Origin of the sequence: Chloracidobacterium sp. D (assembly GCF_018304685.1) — a bacterium.
In the GTDB taxonomy this organism is placed as follows: Bacteria; Acidobacteriota; Blastocatellia; order Chloracidobacteriales; family Chloracidobacteriaceae; genus Chloracidobacterium; species Chloracidobacterium thermophilum.
In genome coordinates, this window is sequence record NZ_CP072635.1 from 652,149 (window position 1) to 674,010 (window position 21,862).

The 21,862-nt window shown below is 59.0% G+C and carries 19 protein-coding genes, 1 tRNA gene and 2 pseudogenes; 14 read left to right on the top strand and 8 right to left on the bottom strand.

The features are described 5' to 3' along the window. Positions 1 to 140: 140 nt before the first annotated feature. The 3 genes from J8C01_RS13890 to J8C01_RS13900 all read right to left on the bottom strand — a co-directional run bounded on the left by J8C01_RS13890 (position 141) and on the right by J8C01_RS13900 (position 4,392). A complete protein-coding gene (locus J8C01_RS13890; protein WP_249355502.1) occupies positions 141 to 1,679 on the bottom strand; it encodes a hypothetical protein in 1,539 nt (512 codons plus the stop codon). A gap of 454 nt (positions 1,680 to 2,133) precedes the next feature. Beyond that, positions 2,134 to 3,633, bottom strand: coding sequence for a hypothetical protein (locus J8C01_RS13895; RefSeq protein ID WP_249355503.1), 1,500 nt, complete (start codon positions 3,631 to 3,633; stop codon positions 2,134 to 2,136). A gap of 405 nt (positions 3,634 to 4,038) precedes the next feature. Continuing rightward, positions 4,039 to 4,392, bottom strand: a complete 354-nt coding sequence (locus J8C01_RS13900) for an RNA recognition motif domain-containing protein (RefSeq protein ID WP_211432820.1) — start codon at positions 4,390 to 4,392, stop codon at positions 4,039 to 4,041. 406 nt (positions 4,393 to 4,798) lie between these two features. On the opposite strand from J8C01_RS13900, the gene J8C01_RS13905 reads away from it, so the two are divergent. From J8C01_RS13905 to J8C01_RS13970, 14 genes and pseudogenes are all read left to right on the top strand, one after another. After that, on the top strand, positions 4,799 to 5,335 hold the full coding sequence (locus J8C01_RS13905) for a hypothetical protein (protein ID WP_211432821.1): 537 nt from the start codon (positions 4,799 to 4,801) through the stop codon (positions 5,333 to 5,335). Between the two features lie 18 nt (positions 5,336 to 5,353). Next, positions 5,354 to 5,830, top strand: coding sequence for an eCIS core domain-containing protein (locus J8C01_RS13910; protein WP_014100927.1), 477 nt, complete (start codon positions 5,354 to 5,356; stop codon positions 5,828 to 5,830). Between the two features lie 87 nt (positions 5,831 to 5,917). Further along, a tRNA-Pro gene (locus tag J8C01_RS13915) sits at positions 5,918 to 5,994 on the top strand. 104 nt (positions 5,995 to 6,098) lie between these two features. After that, positions 6,099 to 6,377 (top strand): acylphosphatase, encoded by a 279-nt coding sequence (locus J8C01_RS13920; RefSeq protein ID WP_014100926.1) that lies wholly within the window; start codon positions 6,099 to 6,101, stop codon positions 6,375 to 6,377. 266 nt (positions 6,378 to 6,643) lie between these two features. Next, a complete protein-coding gene (locus J8C01_RS13925) occupies positions 6,644 to 7,165 on the top strand; it encodes an adenine phosphoribosyltransferase (protein WP_014100925.1) in 522 nt (173 codons plus the stop codon). Positions 7,166 to 7,240: 75 nt separating this feature from the next. After that, positions 7,241 to 9,166 carry a CocE/NonD family hydrolase gene (locus tag J8C01_RS13930; protein ID WP_249355504.1) on the top strand — a complete coding sequence of 642 codons (1,926 nt, stop codon included), beginning with the start codon at positions 7,241 to 7,243 and terminating at the stop codon, positions 9,164 to 9,166. Between the two features lie 112 nt (positions 9,167 to 9,278). Beyond that, positions 9,279 to 9,521 carry an AbrB/MazE/SpoVT family DNA-binding domain-containing protein gene (locus J8C01_RS13935; RefSeq protein WP_211427109.1) on the top strand — a complete coding sequence of 81 codons (243 nt, stop codon included), beginning with the start codon at positions 9,279 to 9,281 and terminating at the stop codon, positions 9,519 to 9,521. Positions 9,522 to 9,525: 4 nt separating this feature from the next. Further along, positions 9,526 to 9,672, top strand: a pseudogene (locus J8C01_RS13940) (type II toxin-antitoxin system PemK/MazF family toxin); the annotation flags it as partial. A 51-nt stretch (positions 9,673 to 9,723) separates the two neighbouring features. Continuing rightward, complete coding sequence (locus tag J8C01_RS13945; RefSeq protein ID WP_211432824.1) at positions 9,724 to 9,936, top strand: type II toxin-antitoxin system HicB family antitoxin; 213 nt, start codon at positions 9,724 to 9,726, stop codon at positions 9,934 to 9,936. Then, a complete protein-coding gene (locus J8C01_RS13950) occupies positions 9,933 to 10,157 on the top strand; it encodes a type II toxin-antitoxin system HicA family toxin (RefSeq protein ID WP_211432825.1) in 225 nt (74 codons plus the stop codon). The genes J8C01_RS13945 and J8C01_RS13950 overlap by 4 nt, the downstream gene beginning before the upstream one ends. Before the next feature lie 1,651 nt (positions 10,158 to 11,808). After that, positions 11,809 to 12,882 carry a lipopolysaccharide heptosyltransferase II gene (gene waaF / locus J8C01_RS13955; protein ID WP_211432826.1) on the top strand — a complete coding sequence of 358 codons (1,074 nt, stop codon included), beginning with the start codon at positions 11,809 to 11,811 and terminating at the stop codon, positions 12,880 to 12,882. Between the two features lie 222 nt (positions 12,883 to 13,104). Continuing rightward, positions 13,105 to 13,935, top strand: coding sequence for a bifunctional 3-deoxy-7-phosphoheptulonate synthase/chorismate mutase (locus J8C01_RS13960; protein ID WP_211432827.1), 831 nt, complete (start codon positions 13,105 to 13,107; stop codon positions 13,933 to 13,935). Continuing rightward, entirely contained in the window at positions 13,932 to 15,419 is a 1,488-nt protein-coding gene (locus tag J8C01_RS13965) for an anthranilate synthase component I family protein (protein WP_014100920.1), read from the top strand. The genes J8C01_RS13960 and J8C01_RS13965 overlap by 4 nt, the downstream gene beginning before the upstream one ends. Next, the gene (locus J8C01_RS13970; protein ID WP_228374105.1) at positions 15,394 to 16,029 is read left to right on the top strand and encodes an anthranilate synthase component II; all 636 of its coding nucleotides are present in this window, start codon (positions 15,394 to 15,396) and stop codon (positions 16,027 to 16,029) included. Before J8C01_RS13965 ends, J8C01_RS13970 begins: the two co-directional genes overlap by 26 nt. A gap of 44 nt (positions 16,030 to 16,073) precedes the next feature. Here J8C01_RS13970 and J8C01_RS13975 read toward each other — a convergent pair whose 3' ends face one another. The 5 genes and pseudogenes from J8C01_RS13975 to J8C01_RS13995 all read right to left on the bottom strand — a co-directional run bounded on the left by J8C01_RS13975 (position 16,074) and on the right by J8C01_RS13995 (position 21,835). Continuing rightward, positions 16,074 to 16,811, bottom strand: coding sequence for a DUF5131 family protein (locus tag J8C01_RS13975; protein ID WP_041569954.1), 738 nt, complete (start codon positions 16,809 to 16,811; stop codon positions 16,074 to 16,076). A gap of 231 nt (positions 16,812 to 17,042) precedes the next feature. Continuing rightward, positions 17,043 to 17,705, bottom strand: a pseudogene (tcmP, locus tag J8C01_RS13980) (three-Cys-motif partner protein TcmP). Between the two features lie 156 nt (positions 17,706 to 17,861). Further along, positions 17,862 to 18,224, bottom strand: coding sequence for a hypothetical protein (locus tag J8C01_RS13985; RefSeq protein ID WP_014100916.1), 363 nt, complete (start codon positions 18,222 to 18,224; stop codon positions 17,862 to 17,864). A 75-nt stretch (positions 18,225 to 18,299) separates the two neighbouring features. Then, on the bottom strand, positions 18,300 to 19,511 hold the full coding sequence (locus tag J8C01_RS13990; protein WP_041570099.1) for an ATP-grasp domain-containing protein: 1,212 nt from the start codon (positions 19,509 to 19,511) through the stop codon (positions 18,300 to 18,302). A gap of 59 nt (positions 19,512 to 19,570) precedes the next feature. Further along, positions 19,571 to 21,835, bottom strand: a complete 2,265-nt coding sequence (locus J8C01_RS13995; protein ID WP_211432828.1) for a PEP/pyruvate-binding domain-containing protein — start codon at positions 21,833 to 21,835, stop codon at positions 19,571 to 19,573. Between the last annotated feature and the right edge of the window lie 27 nt (positions 21,836 to 21,862).

Sequence of the window (21,862 nt, forward strand, 5' to 3'; positions counted from 1 at the left end):
TGCGCGGCATCAAGCCCTGGCTCAGGGTCGGGGCGACGGCACGTTGCACCAATGAAGCACCAAACGAAAAGGGACGCACCGGCAAAGGGCGCGTCCCACAGATTTTTGGCTTTGGGCGTACTCAGCGCCCGGTGCGGTGACTACCAGCCGCCACGACGGTTGCCGCCACCATAGCCGCTACTCTGCTCTTCCGGTTCTGTTACGGTCAAGGTGATCTCCACCGGGCCACCGATAATAACCGCATCCGCGATACTGTCCGAACCACCCTGCCCGTCGGGTCGCCTGACATCTATGATTCTTACCTCAAGCACATAGTTCCCGGCCCTATTGCTTGAGACAATGTTGAACATCTTCGTGGTAATGTCTCCCGGCACCAATCGAACGCCGATTATTCGGTCGCCAAAAGTGAGGTGTCCTTCGCTTGGTCGATCCAAGATATTGACTTCCAAGACCGCAAAATCCTCAGACTGAAGCCCTGCCAGTGAGGCCCTAACAGTCACATCAAGATCGGTGGAGTCAATGTTGACCTTGATGGGATTTTTGGTAAACCTCAGCCTCCTAATAGCGACCAGCGGTTTTACCTGAAAGGTGACATCCCTTGCTCCCAGAAACAGCGTACCTGACCGCATCGTGCAAAACGGACCGTGCCCCGAAAATACCGTGCAGTACCAAGGCCCCCAGCCCCAACCGCCCAGCAGCGCCCGCTGAAAGTTCCAGGGGTCAAGGTAACAACCACAGCACCCACAGAAAGGATCATAAATATCCAGCCGTAGGCTGTACTCCCCGCGCGCCCCGTAGGTCGTCAGCCCCTCCTGCCCCACCATCTGCACGATGACCGACACCGTCCCATCGCCGTCGGTGTCCTCGGCACTCTGGCTCGCCAGCGGGTTTCCGTTCCCGTCGCGGAGGCTGCACGCCACCTGCCCCACATACCAATCCTGTGCAGCATAATCGAGTTCGGTCGTGGCCACCCCCGTCACAAGGTTCGTCTCAGGGTCGTAGCTGATGAGCACCGAGCCGGTGACAATAGACTCTCCCGCCTGTGTCGTCAGGTTGCCCGTTCCAGAACCGTCCTCAACCGGCTGGTGCCTCTGAGTACCGCCTGCGCTCAGCCCGGCGGCAAAAGGCAGCAGAACCCGCTGCTCAAACTCCTCCCACGCCCGCGGCCCAAAGGTTGCCCGCAACCGGTCACGGTAGCGCAGCACCACCGCCTCCCGCTCCCGCTGCAACGCCAACAGTTCCGCCGATGGCGGCAGCGGCTGCTGTCCCGCCCGCAGCTTCCCGTCAGGATAGTTCGCCCGCCGCGCCGCAAGGATTGCCCTCGCCCGTGCATCCACCGCCCGCACCGCCTGCTCACACGCTGCCGCCAACCGGTCGAGGACCACCCCCTGCTCCACCTCCAGGCCCGCTTCCTGTTTGAACGCGCGCCGCAACGCCTGCGCCGCCTCCGTCCGTCCAGCCCGTTCCGCTTCCTCCGCCTGTTCATTCAGCAGAAAAATGGTGTGAAACAGCGTGCGGTAAAGCTGCGGCTCATGGACGAAGCCGGACGCCTTCCGGTCAGACCGACGCTCCACCTGCGCGTTGGTGCTGAAGCCGGGCGGCACGCCCAGCATCAGCACAACAACCACAAGGGCCACAACCCCGGCGACACAGCGGTGTTTTCCGGTCGTCTTCAACATCGGATTTACCTTCTTCTGAAAGCGTGATGGCCTTTCCGTCAGCAGGGAGGCACCCTTCATAACCGGCGCCGTGACTCCCGAAACCAGGCATACCTGCCCGCCAACATTGCACTTCCGGGAGAAGCTGTTTCAGAATCAATAACACCTTTGGCAATGTCAACAAGGCTTCAGGTTTTTCCTGTCTTTTTGCCAATCCGTCATGACCTTCCCCATTCGCCTGACCGGGCTGGCCAAACGGGCTGCCTGTCTTCCCGGCCGGAACGGCATGCGACCTGCCAGCCCCGGGCCCGGGGTACGGGCGACGGCACGTTGCACCAATGAAGCACCAAACGAAAAGGGACGCACCCGCGAGGGCGTGTCCCACAGATTTTTGGCTTTGGGCGTATTCAGCGCCCGGTGCGGTGACTACCAGCCGCCACGACGGTTGCCGCCACCATAGCCGCTACTCTGCTCTTCACGGTTCCGTTACGGTCAAGGTGATCTCCACTGGGCTACCGATAATAACCCTATCCGCGATGCTGTCCGAACCACCCTGCCCATCGGGTCGCCTGACATCTATGATTCTTACCTCAAGCAAATAATTCCCAGGTGGTGCGATTGAGAGAATAGTGAACCTCGCGTCGGTATAACCTCCTGGCACCAATTCAACGTCGTCCGTTACTCCCGGTGGGTAGGCAAAACTGACTTGTGGGTTGCTTGGTCCAGTGATGAGATTGACTTCCAAGACCGCAAAATCCCTATCCTGAAGCCCTGCCCGTGAGGCCCTAACAGTCACATCAAGATCGGTGGAGTCAATGTTGACCTTGATGGGATTTTTGGTAAACCTCAGCCTCCTAATAGCGACCAGCGGTTTTACCTGAAAGGTGACATCCCTTGCTCCCAGAAACAGCGTACCTGACCGCATCGTGCAAAACGGACCGTGCCCCGAAAATACCGTGCAGTACCAAGGCCCCCAGCCCCAACCGCCCAGCAGCGCCCGCTGAAAGTTCCAGGGGTCAAGGTAACAACCACAGCACCCACAGAAAGGATCATAAATATCCAGCCGTAGGCTGTACTCCCCGCGCGCCCCGTAGGTCGTCAGCCCCTCCTGCCCCACCATCTGCACGATGACCGACACCGTCCCATCGCCGTCGGTGTCCTCGGCACTCTGGCTCGCCAGCGGGTTTCCGTTCCCGTCGCGGAGGCTGCACGCCACCTGCCCCACATACCAATCCTGTGCAGCATAATCGAGTTCGGTCGTGGCCACCCCCGTCACAAGGTTCGTCTCAGGGTCGTAGCTGATGAGCACCGAGCCGGTGACAATAGACTCTCCCGCCTGTGTCGTCAGGTTGCCCGTTCCAGAACCGTCCTCAACCGGCTGGTGCCTCTGAGTACCGCCTGCGCTCAGCCCGGCGGCAAAAGGCAGCAGAACCCGCTGCTCAAACTCCTCCCACGCCCGCGGCCCAAAGGTTGCCCGCAACCGGTCACGGTAGCGCAGCACCACCGCCTCCCGCTCCCGCTGCAACGCCAACAGTTCCGCCGATGGCGGCAGCGGCTGCTGTCCCGCCCGCAGCTTCCCGTCAGGATAGTTCGCCCGCCGCGCCGCAAGGATTGCCCTCGCCCGTGCATCCACCGCCCGCACCGCCTGCTCACACGCTGCCGCCAACCGGTCGAGGACCACCCCCTGCTCCACCTCCAGGCCCGCTTCCTGTTTGAACGCGCGCCGCAACGCCTGCGCCGCCTCCGTCCGTCCAGCCCGTTCCGCTTCCTCCGCCTGTTCATTCAGCAGAAAAATGGTGTGAAACAGCGTGCGGTAAAGCTGCGGCTCATGGACGAAGCCGGACGCCTTCCGGTCAGACCGACGCTCCACCTGCGCGTTGGTGCTGAAGCCGGGCGGCACGCCCAGCATCAGCACAACAACCACAAGGGCCACAACCCCGGCGACACAGCGGTGTTTTCCGGTCGTCTTCAACATCGGATTTACCTTCTTCTGAAAGCGTGATGGCCTTTCCGTCAGCAGGGAGGCACCCTTCATAACCGGCGCCGTGACTCCCGAAACCAGGCATACCTGCCCGCCAACATTGCACTTCCGGGAGAAGCTGTTTCAGAATCAATAACACCTTTGGCAATGTCAACAAGGCTTCAGGTTTTTCCTGTCTTTTTGCCAATCCGTCATGACCTTCCCCATTCGCCTGACCGGGCTGGCCAAACGGGCTGCCTGTCTTCCCGGCCGGAACGGCATGCGACCTGCCAGCCCCGGGCCCGGGGTACGGGCGACGGCACGTTGCACCAATGAAGCACCAAGTGAAAAGGGACGCACCCGCAAGGGCACGTCCCACAGATTTTTGGCTTTGGGCGTATTCAGCGCCCGGTGCGATGCTTACCAGCCGCCACGGCCGTAACCGCCACCGCCGCCACCGCGCCGGCCGCCACCGCCGTAACCACCACCGCGACGGTTGCCGCCACCGCCATAGCCGCCGCCGTTCCGCTCTTCACGCGGGCGGGCTTCGTTGACGGTCAGCGTCCGTCCGTTGAACTCAGTGCCGTGGAACATCTCAATGGCCCGATTGCCATCTTCGGTTGAAGTGAACTCGACAAAACCAAAGCCACGTGAACGGTTCGTGTCACGGTCTTCGACGACCTGCGCCGATTCCACTGTCCCAGCCTTTGAGAAGTGGTCGCGCAAGTCCTCACTTGTGGTCTGAAAACTCAAATTACCAACATACAGCTTCATGGATGCGTTTTCCTCTTTCGGATGAAGAAACCCACGCCGGAAACGCACTCTGGAAACGGTGCAAAAGAGTGACGCACGGCTGACCGGCAAGCGGCGGATTTCGTAGTAACCTAAACCTTCCTATCTCTGACTATCCGAAACCGCCACGCCCAACACACTATCCGAAACGAGGCACGTCACCGTTGATGAGCAAGAGAAGGTGTACACTGCCGCCATCATAGGGGGCGTGGCTGGGAAAAGCAACGGTCGGCGACGGCTTTTCTGAAAATTATTTCCCAAGGATGCGCCCCGGCCGGAAAGCCAGCGTGGGGAGTTGACACCGGATGCCCGGCACAGCAAAGCCACACCGGCATGGTAGAGTGCCGATGGGCAACCTCATCCCGATGTCGTTCCAAGGAAAGAACCCATGTCACTCAGAACGAATGCGGAACTATCATCCCTTGCGGCGCTGCCGGACCAGTCACGGGTCTGGGTGTTCACCACGGCGGCGCCCCTGACAGACGACCTGGCCGCACTGGTCGAAACCGGGCTGAAAACCTTTGTCGCCGATTGGATGTCGCACGGCCAGCGGGTACGTGGTGGCTTCGCCATCTGCAACCGACGTTTCATCCTTGTTGCTGCCGATGAAACTGCCAACGATGTTTCGGGCTGCTCGATTGACAGCATGTTTCGTGCCGTACAGGCGGCTGTAGGCCGCGCTGGTGTGCCGTTGGCCGACACGGCCGACATTGCCTACTGCGGCCCGAATGGTGTCGAACTCGTTGACCGTCCCACCTTCCGGCGACTGGTGCGGGAAGGCGTCATCCGGCCCGACACCCTTGTGTTTGATGGCACCGTCCGTACGCTGGGGGAAGTGCGGGCCGGCCGCTGGGAGCGGCCGTTTGCCGAAAGCTGGCACGCCGAACACTTTGCCCCACCGGCCGTCGGAAGCAGCGTGCGGTAGGAAGTGCGGCTGGCAGGTATGTGGACTTCACTGCACCTTCTCGCCCTGGCCCTTGGGGTGCGTCCGTGGGAAGGACCACCACCTCCCGGATGGGAGCACCTGCCGGCAGCGACCTGCCAGCAGTTACAGCCTTTCTTTTCAGAGCTGGACCTTGGCCGGGATGTGCTCTGGCGCGTGGGTGAGCTTCCGTGGTGGGTTCGCCGCCTGGCGGTCGTGCCGCCCGTGGCCATCACCTTCGGCGCACTGGTCTGGGTTGTTCCAGGGTGTTATGCCCCCAGCACGCCAGCCGGATTGGAACTTATTGCCCACGAACTGACCCATGTCGTCCAGTACCGCCGCCATGGGTATTTCGGCTTCACGCTGCGTTATGGGCTGGAATTTCTCACCAACGTCCTGCGTGGCGACAGCCTGACTCAGGCTTACGAAAACATCACCTTTGAGGTGGAGGCGCGCACCCACGCTGCGGCTGTCGCCGGACAATACCTTTTCGTTTGACAAAGTGCGCCGGGTCTGAGTAGTCTGACGGCTGTTTCAGCCCGCGCCCAACAACAGCGGCAGAATTCGTGGCTGGAACGGTTTGCACGGGGCGTGGCTCAGCCTGGTAGAGCGCACGGTTCGGGACCGTGAGGTCGGAGGTTCAAATCCTCTCGCCCCGACCACATTTTTGTCGTCCACAGCACGAATTGCCGACCCGATGGTTGTGAGAGCAGGGACGCTCTGCGGCCATCGCCCTTTTGGCCTTAGCTTGCATACGGAACAGAAAATGGCGGTCATCGCACGACACTTTCGCATCACGGGGCGGGTGCAGGGCGTCGGTTATCGCTATTTTGTGCTGTGTGTGGCGCGTGAACTCGGTATCGTCGGATGGGTACGCAACCTTCCCGATGGAAGCGTCGAAGCCTGGGCCAAAGGGTCTCCGAATGTCCTGGAAACTTTCCAGCACGAGTTGAGTTTTGGCCCCTACAACGCCCAGGTGACTGGCATTGAGGTCACGGAAGCCGATGCTTCCATCAAATATGATGAGTTCCGTATCCTGCGGTAGTGGCGCTAATGGAAACGGACAATTGAGAATGGGCAATTAAAAATGCTTTATCCTGCCCTCTTAATTATTCTCCATCAAGCGCCGCCAGGCTGAATAGCATCCACACGCCGGAGAACTGCCTGACCAACGGCTTTTTGCAAAACGGCGGATGCGGGCGCTCTTTTGTTCGCAGCTTGAAGGCACTGGGTAGCCATGCATGGACTTATGGGGTAATTGTGGGTAGGTTTCAGTCCCACTGCGCAATGCCCTTCCCACCGGAGACCGCGATGGACGAGTTACGACGCCTGATTCGTGAGATTCCTGATTTTCCCAAGCCCGGCATTCTTTTTTACGACATTACGACCCTGCTCAAAGACTCCCGTGGCCTGAAGCTGGCCGTCAACCGGATGAGCGAAGCCCTGGCCAACCAACCTGTTGATGTGGTCATTGGTGTTGAGGCGCGTGGCTTCATCTTTGCTCCGCCGCTGGCTTACCAGCTTGGCGCGGGCTTTGTGCCTGTGCGGAAGCCCAAAAAGCTGCCCGGCGAAGTCGAGCGTATCAGTTATGACCTCGAATACGGTAGTGACACACTGGAAATTCACCGGGACGCCATCCAGCCGGGCCAGCGGGTCGTGATTGCGGATGACCTTCTGGCCACTGGCGGGACAGCCGCCGCCACCGCCGCGCTCGTGGAAAAGCTGGGGGGCGAAGTCGTCGGTTTGACCTTTCTCGTCGAGCTGACCTTCCTTGGGGGGCGTGAAAAACTCGCCCGGTACCCGGTTACATCCCTGCTCACCTACGACCGATAGGCACACAACGGCAGCCGCAGACAAAACCTGATGGCGTCCGGCTCAAGTCGGCCGGCGACGGAGTTTCGTACCACCATGACACGTCCACCCCTGCAGCGTCGGGTCTGGCCGGCACTGGCGCTCGCTCTTGCCTTCTGTGGACTTTTCAGCCTGCCGCTTCTTCCAGCAGTTGCCGCGCCGCCAGCTACCGCCCGGCAGGCAACGCCACCCGAAACCTTTGACGTTGCGGCCCACTACACCAAGACTGAAGTCCGCATCCCCATGCGCGACGGCGTCAAGCTCTTTACCACCATTTACGCCCCGCGCGACACCTCGCGTCCCTACCCGATCCTTCTCAACCGGACGCCCTACAGTTGCGCTCCCTATGGCGACGCCTACCGGCAACGCATCGGCCCCTCGGACGAAATGATGCGCGAGGGCTATATCTTCGTGTTTCAGGACGTACGCGGGCGCTACATGTCCGAAGGCGAGTTCGTCAACATGCGCCCCCACAACCCGGCCAAGCGCGGGCAGGAAGTGGATGAGTCATCTGACACCTACGACACCATCGAATGGCTTATCCACAACGTTCCCAACAACAACGGCCGGGTTGGCATGTGGGGCATCTCCTACCCGGGCTTTTATGCCGCCGCCGGGATGATTGACGCTCATCCGGCGCTCAAGGCGGTTTCCCCGCAGGCGCCCATCGCCGACTGGTTCATCGGCGATGACATGCACCACAACGGCGCTTTCTTTCTGATTGATTCCTTCACGTTCTTTTCTTCCTTCGGCCAGGCCCGTCCTGAACCTACTACCAAAACGCCGCCCGGCTTCCGTTTTCCGACGCCCGATGCCTACCGCTTCTTTCTCGATGTCGGCTCGCTGCGGCACATCGAGGAACGGTACTTCAAGGGCAGCATCGCGTTCTGGACTGAAATGGCGGCGCATCCCAACTACGATGCCTTCTGGCAGGCGCGCAATCTTGTGCCGCACATGAGGCGTGTCGCGCCGGCGGTGCTGTTCGTTGGCGGCTGGTTTGACGCTGAAGACCTCTACGGCCCACTCAAGCTCTATGCCAGCACAGAGCGCCAGAACCCGACAGTGAAAAACGCACTCGTCATGGGTCCCTGGTTTCACGGCGGCTGGGCGCGCAGCGACGGAAGACGCCTCGGCCCGATTGATTTCGGACAACCGACGGCGGAATTTTATCGCCGCGAGATTGAAGCCAGGTTTTTCGCCCACCACCTGAAGGACGCACCCGATCCCGGACTACCCGAAGCCTGCATCTTTCAGACCGGCTCGAACGAATGGCGGCGCTACGCGCAGTATCCACCCGCCGGACTCAAACCGGCCCGGCTGTACTTCCGGGCCAACGGCGAACTGTCGTTTGATCCGCCCCGGGAACCCTCTGGCGCTGACGAGTATCTCAGTGACCCGCGCACCCCTGTGCCCTACACGAACCAGATTACAAACCGGCGCGGCATCACTTACATGATCGAAGACCAGCGTTTTGCTGCGGCACGGCCGGATGTGCTTACCTATCAGACGCCGCCTCTGTCGGCGCCGGTGACGATGACGGGGCCGCTGCGCGCCGAGCTGTTCGTCACCACGACGGCCACTGATGCCGATTTCATCGTCAAGCTCATAGACGTGTTTCCCGACGACACCCCGGACCTGCCCGATCTGCCGCCGGGCGTCCACCTGGGCGGTTATCAGATGCTGGTACGTGCTGAAGTCATGCGCGCGAAGTTCCGGGACAGCTTTGAACGTCCAAAGCCACTCCGGCCGGGACGTGTCGAACGCATTGCCTTTGAGCTTCAGGATGTTGACCACTGCTTCAAGCCCGGACACCGCATCATGGTACAGGTACAGAGTTCGTGGTTTCCCCTTGTTGACCGCAACCCACAGGTTTTTCTGGACAACATCTTTCAGGCGCGTGACAGCGATTTCCAGCCGGCGACGCACCGCATACACCGCAATGCCCGCCATGCCTCCGGTCTCAGTGTTTTCCTTGCCCCCTGAAACCGGACGCAGTGGCTGAAACCAACCGTTGGCACGCCCCTTGCTGAACCAGCCTTTGAAAAGTGGAGCAAAAGGCGTATCTTCGTTGTAGAAACAGTCTGGAGTTATCCTTATGCTCACAAAAATTCAGAAATGGGGTAACAGTCTTGCCCTGCGAATACCGAAAGTCTTTGCGGCTGAAGCTCAGCTTCAAAATGACTCACTTGTAGAAATCAGTATCGTCGAAGGCAAAATTATTATCACTCCGGCTCCAGCGCCAAGCTGGACACTTGACGAATTGCTGGCAGGTATCACCAAGGACAATCTCCATCCTGAAGTCGAGACCGGTTTTGCCGTAGGAGATGAAGCCTGGTGAAGCTATGGCATACATTCCCGACAGTGGTGACATCGTTTGGATCATGTTCACTCCGCAAGCCGGGCACGAGCAGGCAGGGCGCAGGCCGGCTTTGGTTTTATCGCCGAAGAGTTACAACAGCAAAGTTGGTCTTGCCCTGCCCTGTCCAATATAAGCCAGTTCAGAGAACATCACGCAAACACGTAAATAAGAGGAATTCAAGATGAAATATAGAGTATTCATTGAGCAGGATGAAGACAATGTGTATGTTGCAACAGCACCTTCTCTGCCCGGCTGCGTTTCCCAGGGAAAAACTCGCTCTGAGGCTTTGGAAAACATTAAGGAAGCTATCACAGGATACCTGGAGAGCCTGAAAGCTCATGGTGAACCTGTCCCGCCTCCAATTTCTGAAGAAATCGTGGATGTTTCATCGTGAGCGACCTACCTAAAATCTCTGGACGTGAGTTAGTCAAAGCTCTCAAGAAGATAGGTTATGAGCAAGACCGACAGCGAGGCAGCCATATCATACTCCGGCAAATAGACCCTCCACACCGGAGAGTGACAGTGCCAGACCACAAAGAAATAGCAAAAGGGACATTGTGGACAATAATCCGCGAAATCGGACTGACAATTGATGAGCTTAAGGACTTGTTATGATGACTTGAACAATGTCCAACAAGCCTTTGGATGGAGTATGCAAGGCACAGCCAGGTGTTCATCATCGTACCGCTCACTCCCTCATTGAACGGGAGCGGTGTTAGCCTTTTGCAGGTTTTGTCAAGGAGGCGACCCGATTGCCCGGACACCGTTACACTGCAACGCCTGCCACGCCTCCGGTCTCAGTGTCTTCTTGGCCCCTAGAAGCGGTCCGGTTAGAAAGGCACTTGGCAACCCGCTTGATCATAATACTCACAATGTGTTTATAAATGGACACTTGTGGGAACCAACTGATTGTTCTCATCCGGTCTGGTGAGGCTGCCCGATGATGAACAGAGTCCTGTCTGACATTGTTCCCTAGGAAACGACGATTACGCTGGCGTCTCGCTAGAAACCTAAGTCTGGTGGCTTTTTTCTGCTGGTATGTAATCTGCTTTTGGCAGTAACAGGTTTCATATTCTTTACGCTAGCGGTTGATATTTGATGCTGTTGTTGAACACGCAGTCACCGGTCCACGCCATGAGATGTAGCAGTAACTGCTGTCGCCTGCACTCAGACGAAGCGAATTTTGTCCGCTGCAAATAGTATGGCTTGCCCACCTGCTGATGTGATGGTATTATACCGTACGCAAAATGATTGCATGACTATTTCCTTAAGAAGTGTGGTGGCCGCGCCATCGTGATATGTTGCACTTGGTGCTTTTCCACTGCGCTTCACGGGGCAGGGGAAGCTTTGGCCGTCGGCTACACAACGCTCCGGCGTTTCCCCGTAAGCCCTTTAAGTAAAAATACTCCAATTCCGAAAGGAGGCTTAGAATGGAGAAGCGTTACCCAGCCCTTAGAATCATAGGCACCTTCTATAAAACGCTCGGGGTGTTGATCTTGGTCATTACAATACTGTCTGGATTTGTCATGCTCCTCACAGGCCAACCTAACCTTGTTGCGGCAGCTGTAGTCACTGTTATTATTGGCAGTGCACTAGCTGTGAGTTGCTACGCTATTGGTGAATTGGTATATCTTTTCCTTGATTTGGAAGAGAACACACGTGCTACTAACAAGTTGCTGCGACAACAGGTGGACTCTAGTTCTTCATAGAAACGCCGAAACTCTGGAAACTGTTGAATCAGTACTGCATCCTTGAAGTCACGCCTTCAAAAGGTAAGCCTGCCAAAGGCAGAGTACCTTGTTGTTTATTTAGAAACCTATTTCCGGCGGCTGTTTTCTGCTGACGCTGGCACTTAACCTGTTGTCATTGGGAGTGCAGTACATTCTTCTGCACCGAGCAGCTCATGCACCAAGCGGCTCATATTCGACGTTGTCGTTGAACACAGAGTCATTGATTTGTAGATGAAATCTGGTGACCCCACTACTACATATACCGGGTACAAGTGAACATCATCTGACGATAAAAGATGCTTAGGAAACTCGGAACTGGACTAACGCAATAATACGGTTTGCCTACCTGCTGATGTGAGAATACTGCCTGTCAGGTGACTGCGCCGCTGTTTCCTTTAAGAAACATGAGAACCGTATTACCAGGAGATGTTCTGACGAAAAATCTCTGGATGTGGAAGTGAAGCAACCACATCCTACGAAGCAGCCCGAACGGAAAGGCGACGGTCAACCGAAAACCAACTACCGGCTTTGACAGGATGATGTTTCAGCGGTTGCTCGTGCGCGGCACCAACTGGGTTGGCGACAGCATCATGACGCTCCCGGCGCTGCGCGAACTTCGGCGCTTGTTTCCCACGGCGCACCTGACGCTGATGGTACGCCCATGGGTAGCCGACCTGTTTGCCGACACGCCGTTGGCCGACGGTCTGCTGCTGTACGACAACCGCCAGGAATCCTTCCTTTCCGGGGTGGCCAAACTCAAAGCCGGCCGTTTTGACGCCGCCATTTTCTTCCAGAACGCCTTTGAAGCCGCGGCGCTGGCCACGGCGGCCCGCATTCCACGCCGTATCGGATTCGCCACCGATGGACGCCGCTTCCTGCTGACGGATGCCTTCCCGGTGACGCCGGCCACCCGACGCAAGCACCAGCTATACTTCTATCTGGACCTCGTTGCCCAACTGGAAGCCCACCTGACGGGCACCAACCACGTCAACTATGAGACGCCTGACTACCGGCTGCCCGTCTCAGCGGCGGCGCAGGCGGCCCTCGACGCCAAACGGCCCGATCTCCGGCAGGTTGCGCACCCGCTGGCAGTTGTTCCCGGTGCCGCCAACAGCCGCGCCAAACAGTGGCCGGCCGCGGCGTTTACCGCCCTGCTTGACCGGTTGGCCGCAGAGCATGACTGGCCGCTGTTTCTGGTGGGCGCGCCGGTTGAACGTCCCCTGTGCGAAGCCATCCGTCAGGGAATGCAGTGCCCCGAACGGGTCACGATTCTGGCCGGTGAACTGTCCCTGCGTGAAAGCGTGGCGCTGCTTTCCCGGTGCGCCGCCGTGGTCAGCAACGACACGGGCCCGGCCTATGTCGCGGCCGCGCTCGACCGTCCCCTGGTGACGATCTTCGGGCCGACCGACCCAAACCAGATTTCGCCCTTTTCGCCGACGGCGCGGCATGTACGCAAGCTCGTTCCGTGCGCGCCCTGCCTGCTCAAGGACTGCCCGATTGACCACCGCTGCCTGACCGGTGTAACGCCCGACATGGTGTATCAGGCGCTGCTTGCCACCCTTGAGGAACATCGGGACTTGCGTCCGGCGCGGCTTCACGCTAGGCTGTAGCCAACTTTCAGCTTTCGTTTCCGGTATGCACGTACGCAGCTTTACGTTTAGCGGCTATTGGTATTGGTGGAGCCCCAATGGGAAGGCTCGACCGGCTGCGCTGGCGTGCGTGCTTGACGACTGAAACAACACTCCGCCAAATTTTTCCAGAAGCCGCCGACCTTCCCAAGCGTGGGGGTCGGCGGTTTTGCTTTTGGCCATTTCCAGTGAGGACCTGCTGCCATGCTCGTTCGCCAAAGTTCCCCGTCACAACATACGACGGTCACGATTGCCGGTGTCCCGGTGGGTGGGCCGTCCATGGTTGTGATTGCCGGCCCCTGTGCGGCCGAATCGGAAACCCAACTCCGCACCGTCGCAGAATGTCTGACCTGCCTCGACATCCGGTTGCTGCGGGCTGGTGTCTATAAGCCACGCACGTCGCCCTACAGCTTCCAAGGGCTTCAGGACGAAGGTCTCCAGCTTCTCCACGACATCAAGCGCGCCTACGGGCTGGGCATTGTCAGTGAAGTGATGTCGGTGGCCCATCTCGAACGCGCCTGTGAGGTCTTCGACTGTTTCCAGGTCGGCTCGCGCAACATGCAGAACTTTGAACTGCTCAAGGCGCTCGGGCAGGTACGCAAACCCGTCCTGCTCAAACGTGGCCTGGCTGCCACCATTGAGGAGCTGCTCGGTGCGGCGGAGTACATTCTGGCCGGGGGCAATCAGCAGGTTATCCTGTGCGAACGCGGAATTCGCAGCTTCGACCCGGCCACGCGCAACGTCCTTGACCTGGGCGCGGTGGCACTGCTCAAGCGCCTGACGCACCTGCCGGTCATCGTTGACCCAAGCCATGCGACCGGTCGCCGGGAACTGGTCATTCCGGCCGCCCGGGCCGCCGTAGCGGTTGGGGCCGATGGTCTCATCGTGGAATGCCATCCCATTCCCCAGCAGTCGGTTTCGGATGCCGCCCAGGCGTTGTCGCTCGATGAGCTGGAGCAGCTTGTCCGTGAAACAGCCCGTGTGGCGCAGGCGGTTGGCCGCCAGCTTCCCTGCCCAGTGGAGCGTGCGGCATGAGCATCCTTACCGTGTTGTCAGATGCCGTAACGCCGGCAGCCCTTTACCATGAGCTGGCCGCTGCTTCCGACGTGGCCTTCCTGCTTGAAAGCGCCGAAGGTGACGCCCGCCTGGCGCGCTATTCCATCATCGGCATCGAGCCGCGTCTGGTCGTGGCTTTTCAGGACCGGCGCGTGACGGTTTGTGACCTTCACCGCCAGACCGAGCGCCAGACACAGACGGATGATCCACTGCGGTTTCTGTGTGAAATCCTGGAGCGCGAGCAGGCACAGGTTGCTGACCAGATGCCAACGTTGCCGCCGATGCTGCCGTTCAAGGGAGGTTTTGTCGGCTATCTTGGTTATGGGGCCACCGCCTGTCTGGCCGGCATTCCCATCCAGACGGCGATACCCTATGCCGCGCCGGACGGCTGCTTTGGTCTCTATGACACCTTTGTGGTGTTTGACCATCTCTACCGCAAGCTGCACATTGTCTCCTACGGTGGCGAGGCCATTGTCGAGCAGATATACGAACGGGTCTGCCGCCGGACGCCGCTCCCACCACTGCGCGATGCCACGGCGTCGTTACGCAGCCGCGACGTGTTTGCCGATGCCGAGACCTCACTCGACGATGCCGCGTTCGGCGCGCTGGTTGAACGCTGCCGCGCCTATATCACGGCCGGCGAGGTCTTTCAGATTGTGCCTTCCCGGCGCTTTTCACGTCGGATCAGTGCGACGCCATTTACGGTGTACCGCTCGCTGGTGGCGCTCAATCCATCACCCTATGCCTACTGTCTCAAGTTCGGACGCTTTACGGGAACACCGGGCTTTACCTACGTTGGCTCTTCGCCGGAAACGTTCGTCACGGTGCGGCAGGGCAGCATCACGCTGCGGGCCCTGGCCGGCACGCGCCCACGCGGCGAGACGCCGGAAGAAGATGAGGCGCTGGCCCGGGCGCTGTGCGCCGACGAAAAGGAACTGGCCGAGCACCGGATGCTGGTTGATCTGGCGCGCAACGATGTCGGCCGGGTGGCGCAGGTGGGAACAGTCGCCACTGGTGAAGTGGCGCGTCTGGTGCGCTACACCCACGTGATGCACCTGGCAACGGACGTGACCGGGCAACTGCGTCCGGGGTTGACGGCCTTTGATGTCATCCGAAGCTGCTTTCCGCGCGGCACCGTGACCGGCGCGCCGAAAATCCGCGCCATGGAACTGCTGGCGACGCTTGAACCCGAACGGCGCGGCCTCTATGCCGGCATGGTGGGTTATGTGGACTTTGCCGGCCAGGCGGACAGCGCCATTGCCATCCGCTCGGCGCTCATGCAGGACGGCATCGCCCACATCAACGCCGGGGCCGGTGTCGTCTTTGACTCGCAGCCGCAGCTCGAAGCCGAAGAAACTCGTAACAAGGCGCGCAGCGTCCTGACGGCGCTCTATCTGGCCGAACAGCAAACCCTGCCCCCAACACGGCACTCCACCCATGAAGGCCCGTCGGCTCCGGTATAACGGCGCTCCAACGGCCCTGACCCGTATGATCGTCATTGTTGACAACTACGATTCGTTTACCTTCAACCTGTACCAGATGCTGCAAATGCAGACAGCCGAAGAAGTGGTTGTCGTCCGCAACGATGCTGTGAACCTGGCCACCTTGCGGGACTGGCGACCAACGCGCATCGTCCTGTCGCCGGGGCCCGGGCGTCCCGACAACCCGCGTGATTTTGGCGTCTGTCGGGACATCCTGCTGGCAGCCACCGAACTGGCGGCACCGATTCTGGGCGTCTGCCTGGGACACCAGGGGATTGCCGTTGCCTACGGCGGGCGCGCTGTCCAGGCGCCGCGCATCGTTCACGGCAAGGCCTCGGAGATGGTGATTACCGCCGATTCACCGCTGTTTGACGGACTTCCGCCACGCTTTGCGGCCATGCGCTACCACTCGCTGGTGGCGGACGAAGCCACACTGCCGGACTGCCTGATGGTCACCGCGCGTGACGCCGTGGAAGGCATCATCATGGCGCTTCAGCATCGGGATTGGCCGGTGTACGGTGTCCAGTTTCACCCTGAATCCATTGGAACGCCGTTGGGGCAGCGCATCCTGGCCAATTTTCTCCGCTGCTGAGACCGGGGAGTACAGGGTTTCCAAAGTGAAACACCCCCGCTTTGTCATCCACATGCGGTCAAAAAAGCGGCGGATTGATACGGCATTTCGTCGTAAGTACGACCCTCCAGCTTACGTCCGGTCAAGTCCTTGCGCACCCCACCCCATTGCTTGAAAAAGAATGGAACGCCAGCCTGCCGACACTGCCGCAGGATTCCCATCACCCAGGCTTTGTCTATTGGACGTGCATGGGGGCCGGATTCACCTCCGACAATAACCCAGTGAATACTTTCCAAGCTCAGGTCCTGCATCGGTCCCAGCAAAGGTTCACAGGACAGAAACCGTACTGCGGCCGGCACAGCACGCAAATCATCAATCCGGTGCATTACGGCAGCGTTTTCTACACTAACGCCCATCCAGACGTTTTTCGGCCAAGGCAATTTGTCGGCTATGGCGCGCAGCCGCGCTGTGCGTTTGGTAAGCACCTGAAAAGTGTGCTGCGGGCAATTCTGCATCGTGTCGAACACACGCTGGATGAATTCCAACGGTACCTGATCGTGAAACAAGTCGCTCATAGAGTTGACAAAGACCACACGCGGCTTGCGCCATCGTTTGGGCATCTCCAGCAGATCAGCATGCAGGGTGATGTCAAAGCCGTTGCGATACCGGGCGCTCCCCATGACCCGTAAGCGTGACGCCAACCGCTCTGCATAACAATTTTTGCAGCCATCACTAATCTTGGAACAACCTGTCACTGGGTTCCAGGTGGCTTCAGTCCATTCGATTTTTGAATTGTCAGCCATGGTTACGGTCTCAGGATATGTTGCGCGATCCTCACTGCCGTCTTGGCACCTCTCGGATTCCCTGCCGCAAAGCAAAGCAGGTAAAGTGGCGTGTTTCGACTGTTTCGCAGTGGCAAGGGGTTTTCAGCAACTTCGCTGAAAACTGTCTTCAACCGGTTGACAAAGAATTTCCCGATTTTCACAAAGTCTGCTTCCTTAACAGTGACATCAATATCACCAAACAACGTCGGCTCAGTCTTTTGTGAGTAGAAAATTCTTACGCCAATCTTCAGTACCAAACACTCGTGTCAATGCCTGTTCCCAAGCCGCTGGTGGTTTTCCTCCCTTCGTCAGCAGGCGATTTACTGCCATGCCAGGTGGAAACAGTAGCCACAAATCAATAGCCTTCGTTTTGGCAAGCGCCTCAATCAGTGTCCACTCCACCTGCATTCCGTAGGGATCGAGGAATACTACTGCCCGGTGTCTTTTTCAGTCTGTACCACGGCACCAACCTTGCAGCCAACTGTTTGCATCACTCTGGATAATTTGGATATTGCCTTGTTTTTGGGGAAAGATGGTCTGTAATTTCTGTAGTTCTTCTACACGGGCGGTATTTTGCTCAATGAAAATATACTTTTGAAATGAAGGCTCAACTTCCAACGCCAGCCGGGCACTTCCTTTTAAAAAATTGTCAACTTCCGGCTCGGTAAATTCTTCAAAAAGCTTCAATGATTTAGTCAGTTGCAGCGGGCTGGTGCGGTAGCCAGTACCGGCAAATGCATCCACGTAAATCGGGATCAGACTCTGAGCACGTTCATTCTTTGTAAATATCGTCGTATAAGCCTTCAGATACTTTTGGAGCCGCTCCAGCTTTTGCTCTGTCCAATCACCGCCGAAGGTATGTGATGTTTTCATAGAGCAGAGCCTGCCCTTCTCAGTTTTGTTGTGTCTCTCAAGCTGGGTTTGCCTGGGTTCAGCACTGGTCAACAGTAGCTTACATCAATTTGAGCTGAGGCTCGGAAGTTGGATTTCCTGCATAGTTGTATCAGGAAGACAAGTGGCAAAATGGCGTCAAGTCCGCTTCCAGCACAGGAAACGCGCGTCATCGGTTGAACCCATCGCGACGATAAAGGCGTGGTTGTCAAAGCCCGGCAGTTCCTGAAGGCGTTTCAACAGCACGCCCGAACGGTCGGCTGACTGCGGAATGACCAGCGGCGGACCGTCCGACAACAACCCCCGGAAGACATCCACGGCAAACGGCCCGTCGCTGGTGGTGACGATTTCAACCGCTTGCAGGTCTGCCCAGGCGAGGCGACGCGCAGCACCATCAGGCGGGCTGTATGAAACAGCCACATCGTCAAACGAAATCTTGCCTGCCGATTGGTTTGCCAGCCGGCCTTTTGGAAAGAGCGCATTCCAAATCCTTGAAAACATGGGCCGGGCTTTGGTTCTCTCCGGCAAGTCGCCGTCGGACGGCACGGCTGATCCCTGAGATACCCCTTGAAAGTATCAGGCCGTCGGGCGTTCAGGCACCGGCTGGCGGGTGAAGAAATCCACCCGAAAACGTGCCATGTAGTCATCCAACAGGCGGCTGACGCGCCCGTAATCAGGCGACTTCACAATCAGGCCGGCATGAAACGCCTTGTTGAGCCGCCAGACGACTTCAGGATCATTGTAGGCACTGGTGTCCGGCCACTCCTGGCGCGCCAACGAAATGATCAACCCGGCATATTCGCGCCGTCCCTGTGGTGGACGGTAGGTTTCCGGCGGTTCCGCGCATTCCAGCCGGGCCCACTCCGCCCACAGGTTCACGCCCGTCGCCGCCTCGACCAACTCGACGATGTTGGCCCCGCCCACCCGCGCCGAAGTCTCCAGAAAGTAAAACGTCCCATCCGCGTGGGATTTGATGAACTCCGTGTGGGACGCGCCGCGTACCAGCCCCATCGCCTTCAGCACCCGGCGGTTGAACTCCAGAAGCTGCTGCTCGTCCTCCGACCCGTACTCCACCGTGCGCGTCGCAAACACATCCCCATCGTGCATGACCTCAATAGGTGGACGCGCGTACTTGCTGACCGCCGCGAACACCACCTCCCGCTCCGAGACAATGGAATCCACGTGATAGACATCGCCCGGAAGGAACTTTTCCAGCAGGTGGTAGGAACGCCGGTCGCCAAGCTGGTTCAATATCTCCCACACTTCATCAGGGGAGCTGGTGCGCTTGATGCCAATGGTCGAAGCTTCGGAGCGCGGCTTGACCAGCCACGGACCCGGTACTTCCGCCAGGTACGCATTGACGACCTCATCGTTGAACACCGGCGTAAAGGGCGGCACAGGAACGCCATATTCACGCGCCCGGGCCCGCATTGCGAGCTTGTCACGGAAATAACGCGCTGTTGTTTCTCCCATGCCCGGAATGCGCAGGTGCTCCCGCAAGGCGGCTGCCGTCTCCACGTCAAAATCGTCCAGCGCCACGATGCGGTCAATGCGGTGGGTACGGGCCAGGTAACTGACACCCAAAATCACGTCGTTGAGTCGCCACTTTTTGTTTTCATCGGGCATCAGGAAGATGTCGTCGAGGCTTTCACGCGGCCAGGCAGCGTCCCGGATGCTTTCCGAAGTGACCAGATAGACCCGCCACCCCTGGCGCTTGGTCTCGCGCATAAACTCCGCGCCTTTTTCATAACTGGCAAGACACAACATCGTGAGCGGATGTGTCGGCATACAGAAAGCCCCCCGCAAAGCTGAAGCAGCACTGGGATCGTTGACCGGAAGCTGCATTCTTATCCGCGTACGCCGACCGACGCAAGCGATGTCACAGCCGACTCCAATCCAAGGATTTCCACAACGCCCAGCGCCGCCTGCACCCGAATCCGGTCGCCCGTCCGAATGACGCGCGTCACATGACGGACATTCGTCACCGCTGGCAGACCAAGCTCGCGCAGGACAATCGAGCCATGTGAAAGGTCACCGCCGATTTCAACGACAACACCTGCCACACCGGCAAAGACCGGAACCCAACCGGCATCCACAGCCGGGGCAACCAGAATGAGCGGTTCAGTCGAAACCGGCGGGACAGATGGTGTGTGGCAGACCCAGGCGCGTCCTTCAACAACACCACGGGTCAGTCCTGTTCCCTGCAGGACGGCCGGACGGCTTCCTTCGGCAGGCACGGCCAGAAAAGCCGAAAAGTTATCAAAACGCCGAAACACGTCCGGGAAGGCATAGCCGGCCAGCGTCGCCTGTGCCTGCCGGCGCACAGCCAGGAAGTCCGGCGTTGCACACCAGCCGCCGTCAAGCTGCCGGAGTTCTTCGATGTCCAAAAGCCAAAGATCATCTGCCGCCGGCAGCCGTCCGTCCTGAAGGGCCTGCGCGGCAAGGCGTTTCATCCGCTGCCGGATGCGGTCAAAGGTCTGCATGGCGGCATGCCGCAACTCCTCCCGCGCATCGAGTGCCCGGCGGGCCTGCTGCCACAGGGGATACACCAGCCATGCCAACCAGGGCAGCGGCAGGGGGGCCTGCCTGGGACGCTCAGCAAGCAGGCTGCACAACAGCGTCTCCGGTTGCTCGTGATAACGCGGGCACGCGATGTCACTTTCAAAAACGCCCCGAAAGCCATAGCGCGCAAGATACGCCTGCCATAGCGTTTGAAAACCATCGTCTTCGGGCACCCTTCCTTCAGCCAGGACAGCCGTGAGATGGGGATGAGCCTGTACATATTCACGCAGCGGATCGAGATCGGTCAGCAGGCGCGTCGTCACCGTTTCATGACACGCCGCCAGCGCGGAAAGCACACCCAGCCGGCGGAGCAGCGCCAGCGGGCCGCTCATGGCCTGGGTCAGTGAAAACATCTCACGAACAAGCGCCGTGTAAACCGTCTGCAAATCGCTTATGCAGTTGGTGAAACTGTCCGTATCAGGTGGAGCATGGCCAAAACCGGAAAGCCAGGCCATACACCGGCGCGCCGAGGACGGCGCTCTCAACTGCGCCCATCCCAGACGTATCAACACCGGCAGAGAACAGAGCAGGCGTCCCCATCGCCATCCCTGTGTGCCAATGTCGCGCCCGCCAATGGCATCCGTGACGAGGCGCGTCGGCAGGCCCCAGAGGCGCATCATGTCCGTCAGCAGCGACAGGTTGATGAACGGTCTTCCGGCAAAGACCTCAATGAACGGCCGGTGCTCCTGCAGACGCGCGTCAAACCCACGGTAGTAATCAAACAGGTCAGACGCACAGGACGCGATGAGACTCGTCATCAACGGTGACGGCAGCGGCGGCAGAATTTCCCGGTGGTTGGCATAGGTGAACCACTCGTTGCGTATCACCGGGCGCGTCAGCGGACGTACCTGAAGCAACCAGCACTGTTGCCCGTCATCGGCAAACTCGACATCCCAGTTGCGTGCCCCAAACACGCGGCGCACGTCACGCAGAAGCCGCTGCAACCGCCCTGCAAAGCCGGCTTCCGTTGGTTTCTCGAAGGCACGCAGCTTTGGCAGATGCAGGGTTTCACCGGCTACGAGTCCACTCACGAGACGGTCGCCCAGTCCCTGCGTCACATTGACGAGATCATCCTCATACTCGGTTTCGGTGACGGCAACTCCAGCATGACGCGCGTCAACCATGGCCATGATGAGCACGTCGCGGCGGAAGGGTGCATCCAGACGGTGACTCGAATTCCAGACCCGGCACACCGCCGGCCAGACTTCTGGAAAGGGAACGTTTAGAAAGGAAGCGAAGTAGCCTGCCAGACTCTGGCTTTCGCCATCTTCACGCGAAAAAGCCGAACGCACGGCCACTCTGGAAGCTACTGGCGGGAGGTCGAGCGCCTTCTGAAGGGCTTCTTGGTCGGCGATAACGAAACCTTCCCCGGTAGCGCGAATCCATCCCCTGTGCAGGCTGTGGGTCAGGGCTTCCTCCACGACAAGAACACCCGGCGGCACCGGCAAACCGGCCGCCTTTGCGCGGTGGAGAGAGTCTGCCTTCGGCCCAACCCGCGCCGGCCACGGTGAACGCCCCAACCACACAACAAAGTCGCCTGTTTCCGGCATGGCTTTTTCGGTCCCAACAGTCTCACT

What these genes read in the sequence shown, in the direction of transcription:
- J8C01_RS13890 (WP_249355502.1), bottom strand. Translation starts at nt 1,679, where the DNA reads ATGTTGAAGACGACCGGAAAACACCGCTGTGTCGCCGGGGTTGTGGCC.
- J8C01_RS13895 (WP_249355503.1), bottom strand. Translation starts at nt 3,633, where the DNA reads ATGTTGAAGACGACCGGAAAACACCGCTGTGTCGCCGGGGTTGTGGCC.
- J8C01_RS13900 (WP_211432820.1), bottom strand. Translation starts at nt 4,392, where the DNA reads ATGAAGCTGTATGTTGGTAATTTGAGTTTTCAGACCACAAGTGAGGAC.
- J8C01_RS13905 (WP_211432821.1), top strand. Translation starts at nt 4,799, where the DNA reads ATGTCACTCAGAACGAATGCGGAACTATCATCCCTTGCGGCGCTGCCG.
- J8C01_RS13910 (WP_014100927.1), top strand. Translation starts at nt 5,354, where the DNA reads ATGTGGACTTCACTGCACCTTCTCGCCCTGGCCCTTGGGGTGCGTCCG.
- J8C01_RS13920 (WP_014100926.1), top strand. Translation starts at nt 6,099, where the DNA reads ATGGCGGTCATCGCACGACACTTTCGCATCACGGGGCGGGTGCAGGGC.
- J8C01_RS13925 (WP_014100925.1), top strand. Translation starts at nt 6,644, where the DNA reads ATGGACGAGTTACGACGCCTGATTCGTGAGATTCCTGATTTTCCCAAG.
- J8C01_RS13930 (WP_249355504.1), top strand. Translation starts at nt 7,241, where the DNA reads ATGACACGTCCACCCCTGCAGCGTCGGGTCTGGCCGGCACTGGCGCTC.
- J8C01_RS13935 (WP_211427109.1), top strand. Translation starts at nt 9,279, where the DNA reads ATGCTCACAAAAATTCAGAAATGGGGTAACAGTCTTGCCCTGCGAATA.
- J8C01_RS13945 (WP_211432824.1), top strand. Translation starts at nt 9,724, where the DNA reads ATGAAATATAGAGTATTCATTGAGCAGGATGAAGACAATGTGTATGTT.
- waaF (WP_211432826.1), top strand. Translation starts at nt 11,809, where the DNA reads ATGATGTTTCAGCGGTTGCTCGTGCGCGGCACCAACTGGGTTGGCGAC.
- J8C01_RS13960 (WP_211432827.1), top strand. Translation starts at nt 13,105, where the DNA reads ATGCTCGTTCGCCAAAGTTCCCCGTCACAACATACGACGGTCACGATT.
- J8C01_RS13965 (WP_014100920.1), top strand. Translation starts at nt 13,932, where the DNA reads ATGAGCATCCTTACCGTGTTGTCAGATGCCGTAACGCCGGCAGCCCTT.
- J8C01_RS13970 (WP_228374105.1), top strand. Translation starts at nt 15,394, where the DNA reads ATGAAGGCCCGTCGGCTCCGGTATAACGGCGCTCCAACGGCCCTGACC.
- J8C01_RS13975 (WP_041569954.1), bottom strand. Translation starts at nt 16,811, where the DNA reads ATGGCTGACAATTCAAAAATCGAATGGACTGAAGCCACCTGGAACCCA.
- J8C01_RS13985 (WP_014100916.1), bottom strand. Translation starts at nt 18,224, where the DNA reads ATGTTTTCAAGGATTTGGAATGCGCTCTTTCCAAAAGGCCGGCTGGCA.
- J8C01_RS13990 (WP_041570099.1), bottom strand. Translation starts at nt 19,511, where the DNA reads ATGCCGACACATCCGCTCACGATGTTGTGTCTTGCCAGTTATGAAAAA.
- J8C01_RS13995 (WP_211432828.1), bottom strand. Translation starts at nt 21,835, where the DNA reads ATGCCGGAAACAGGCGACTTTGTTGTGTGGTTGGGGCGTTCACCGTGG.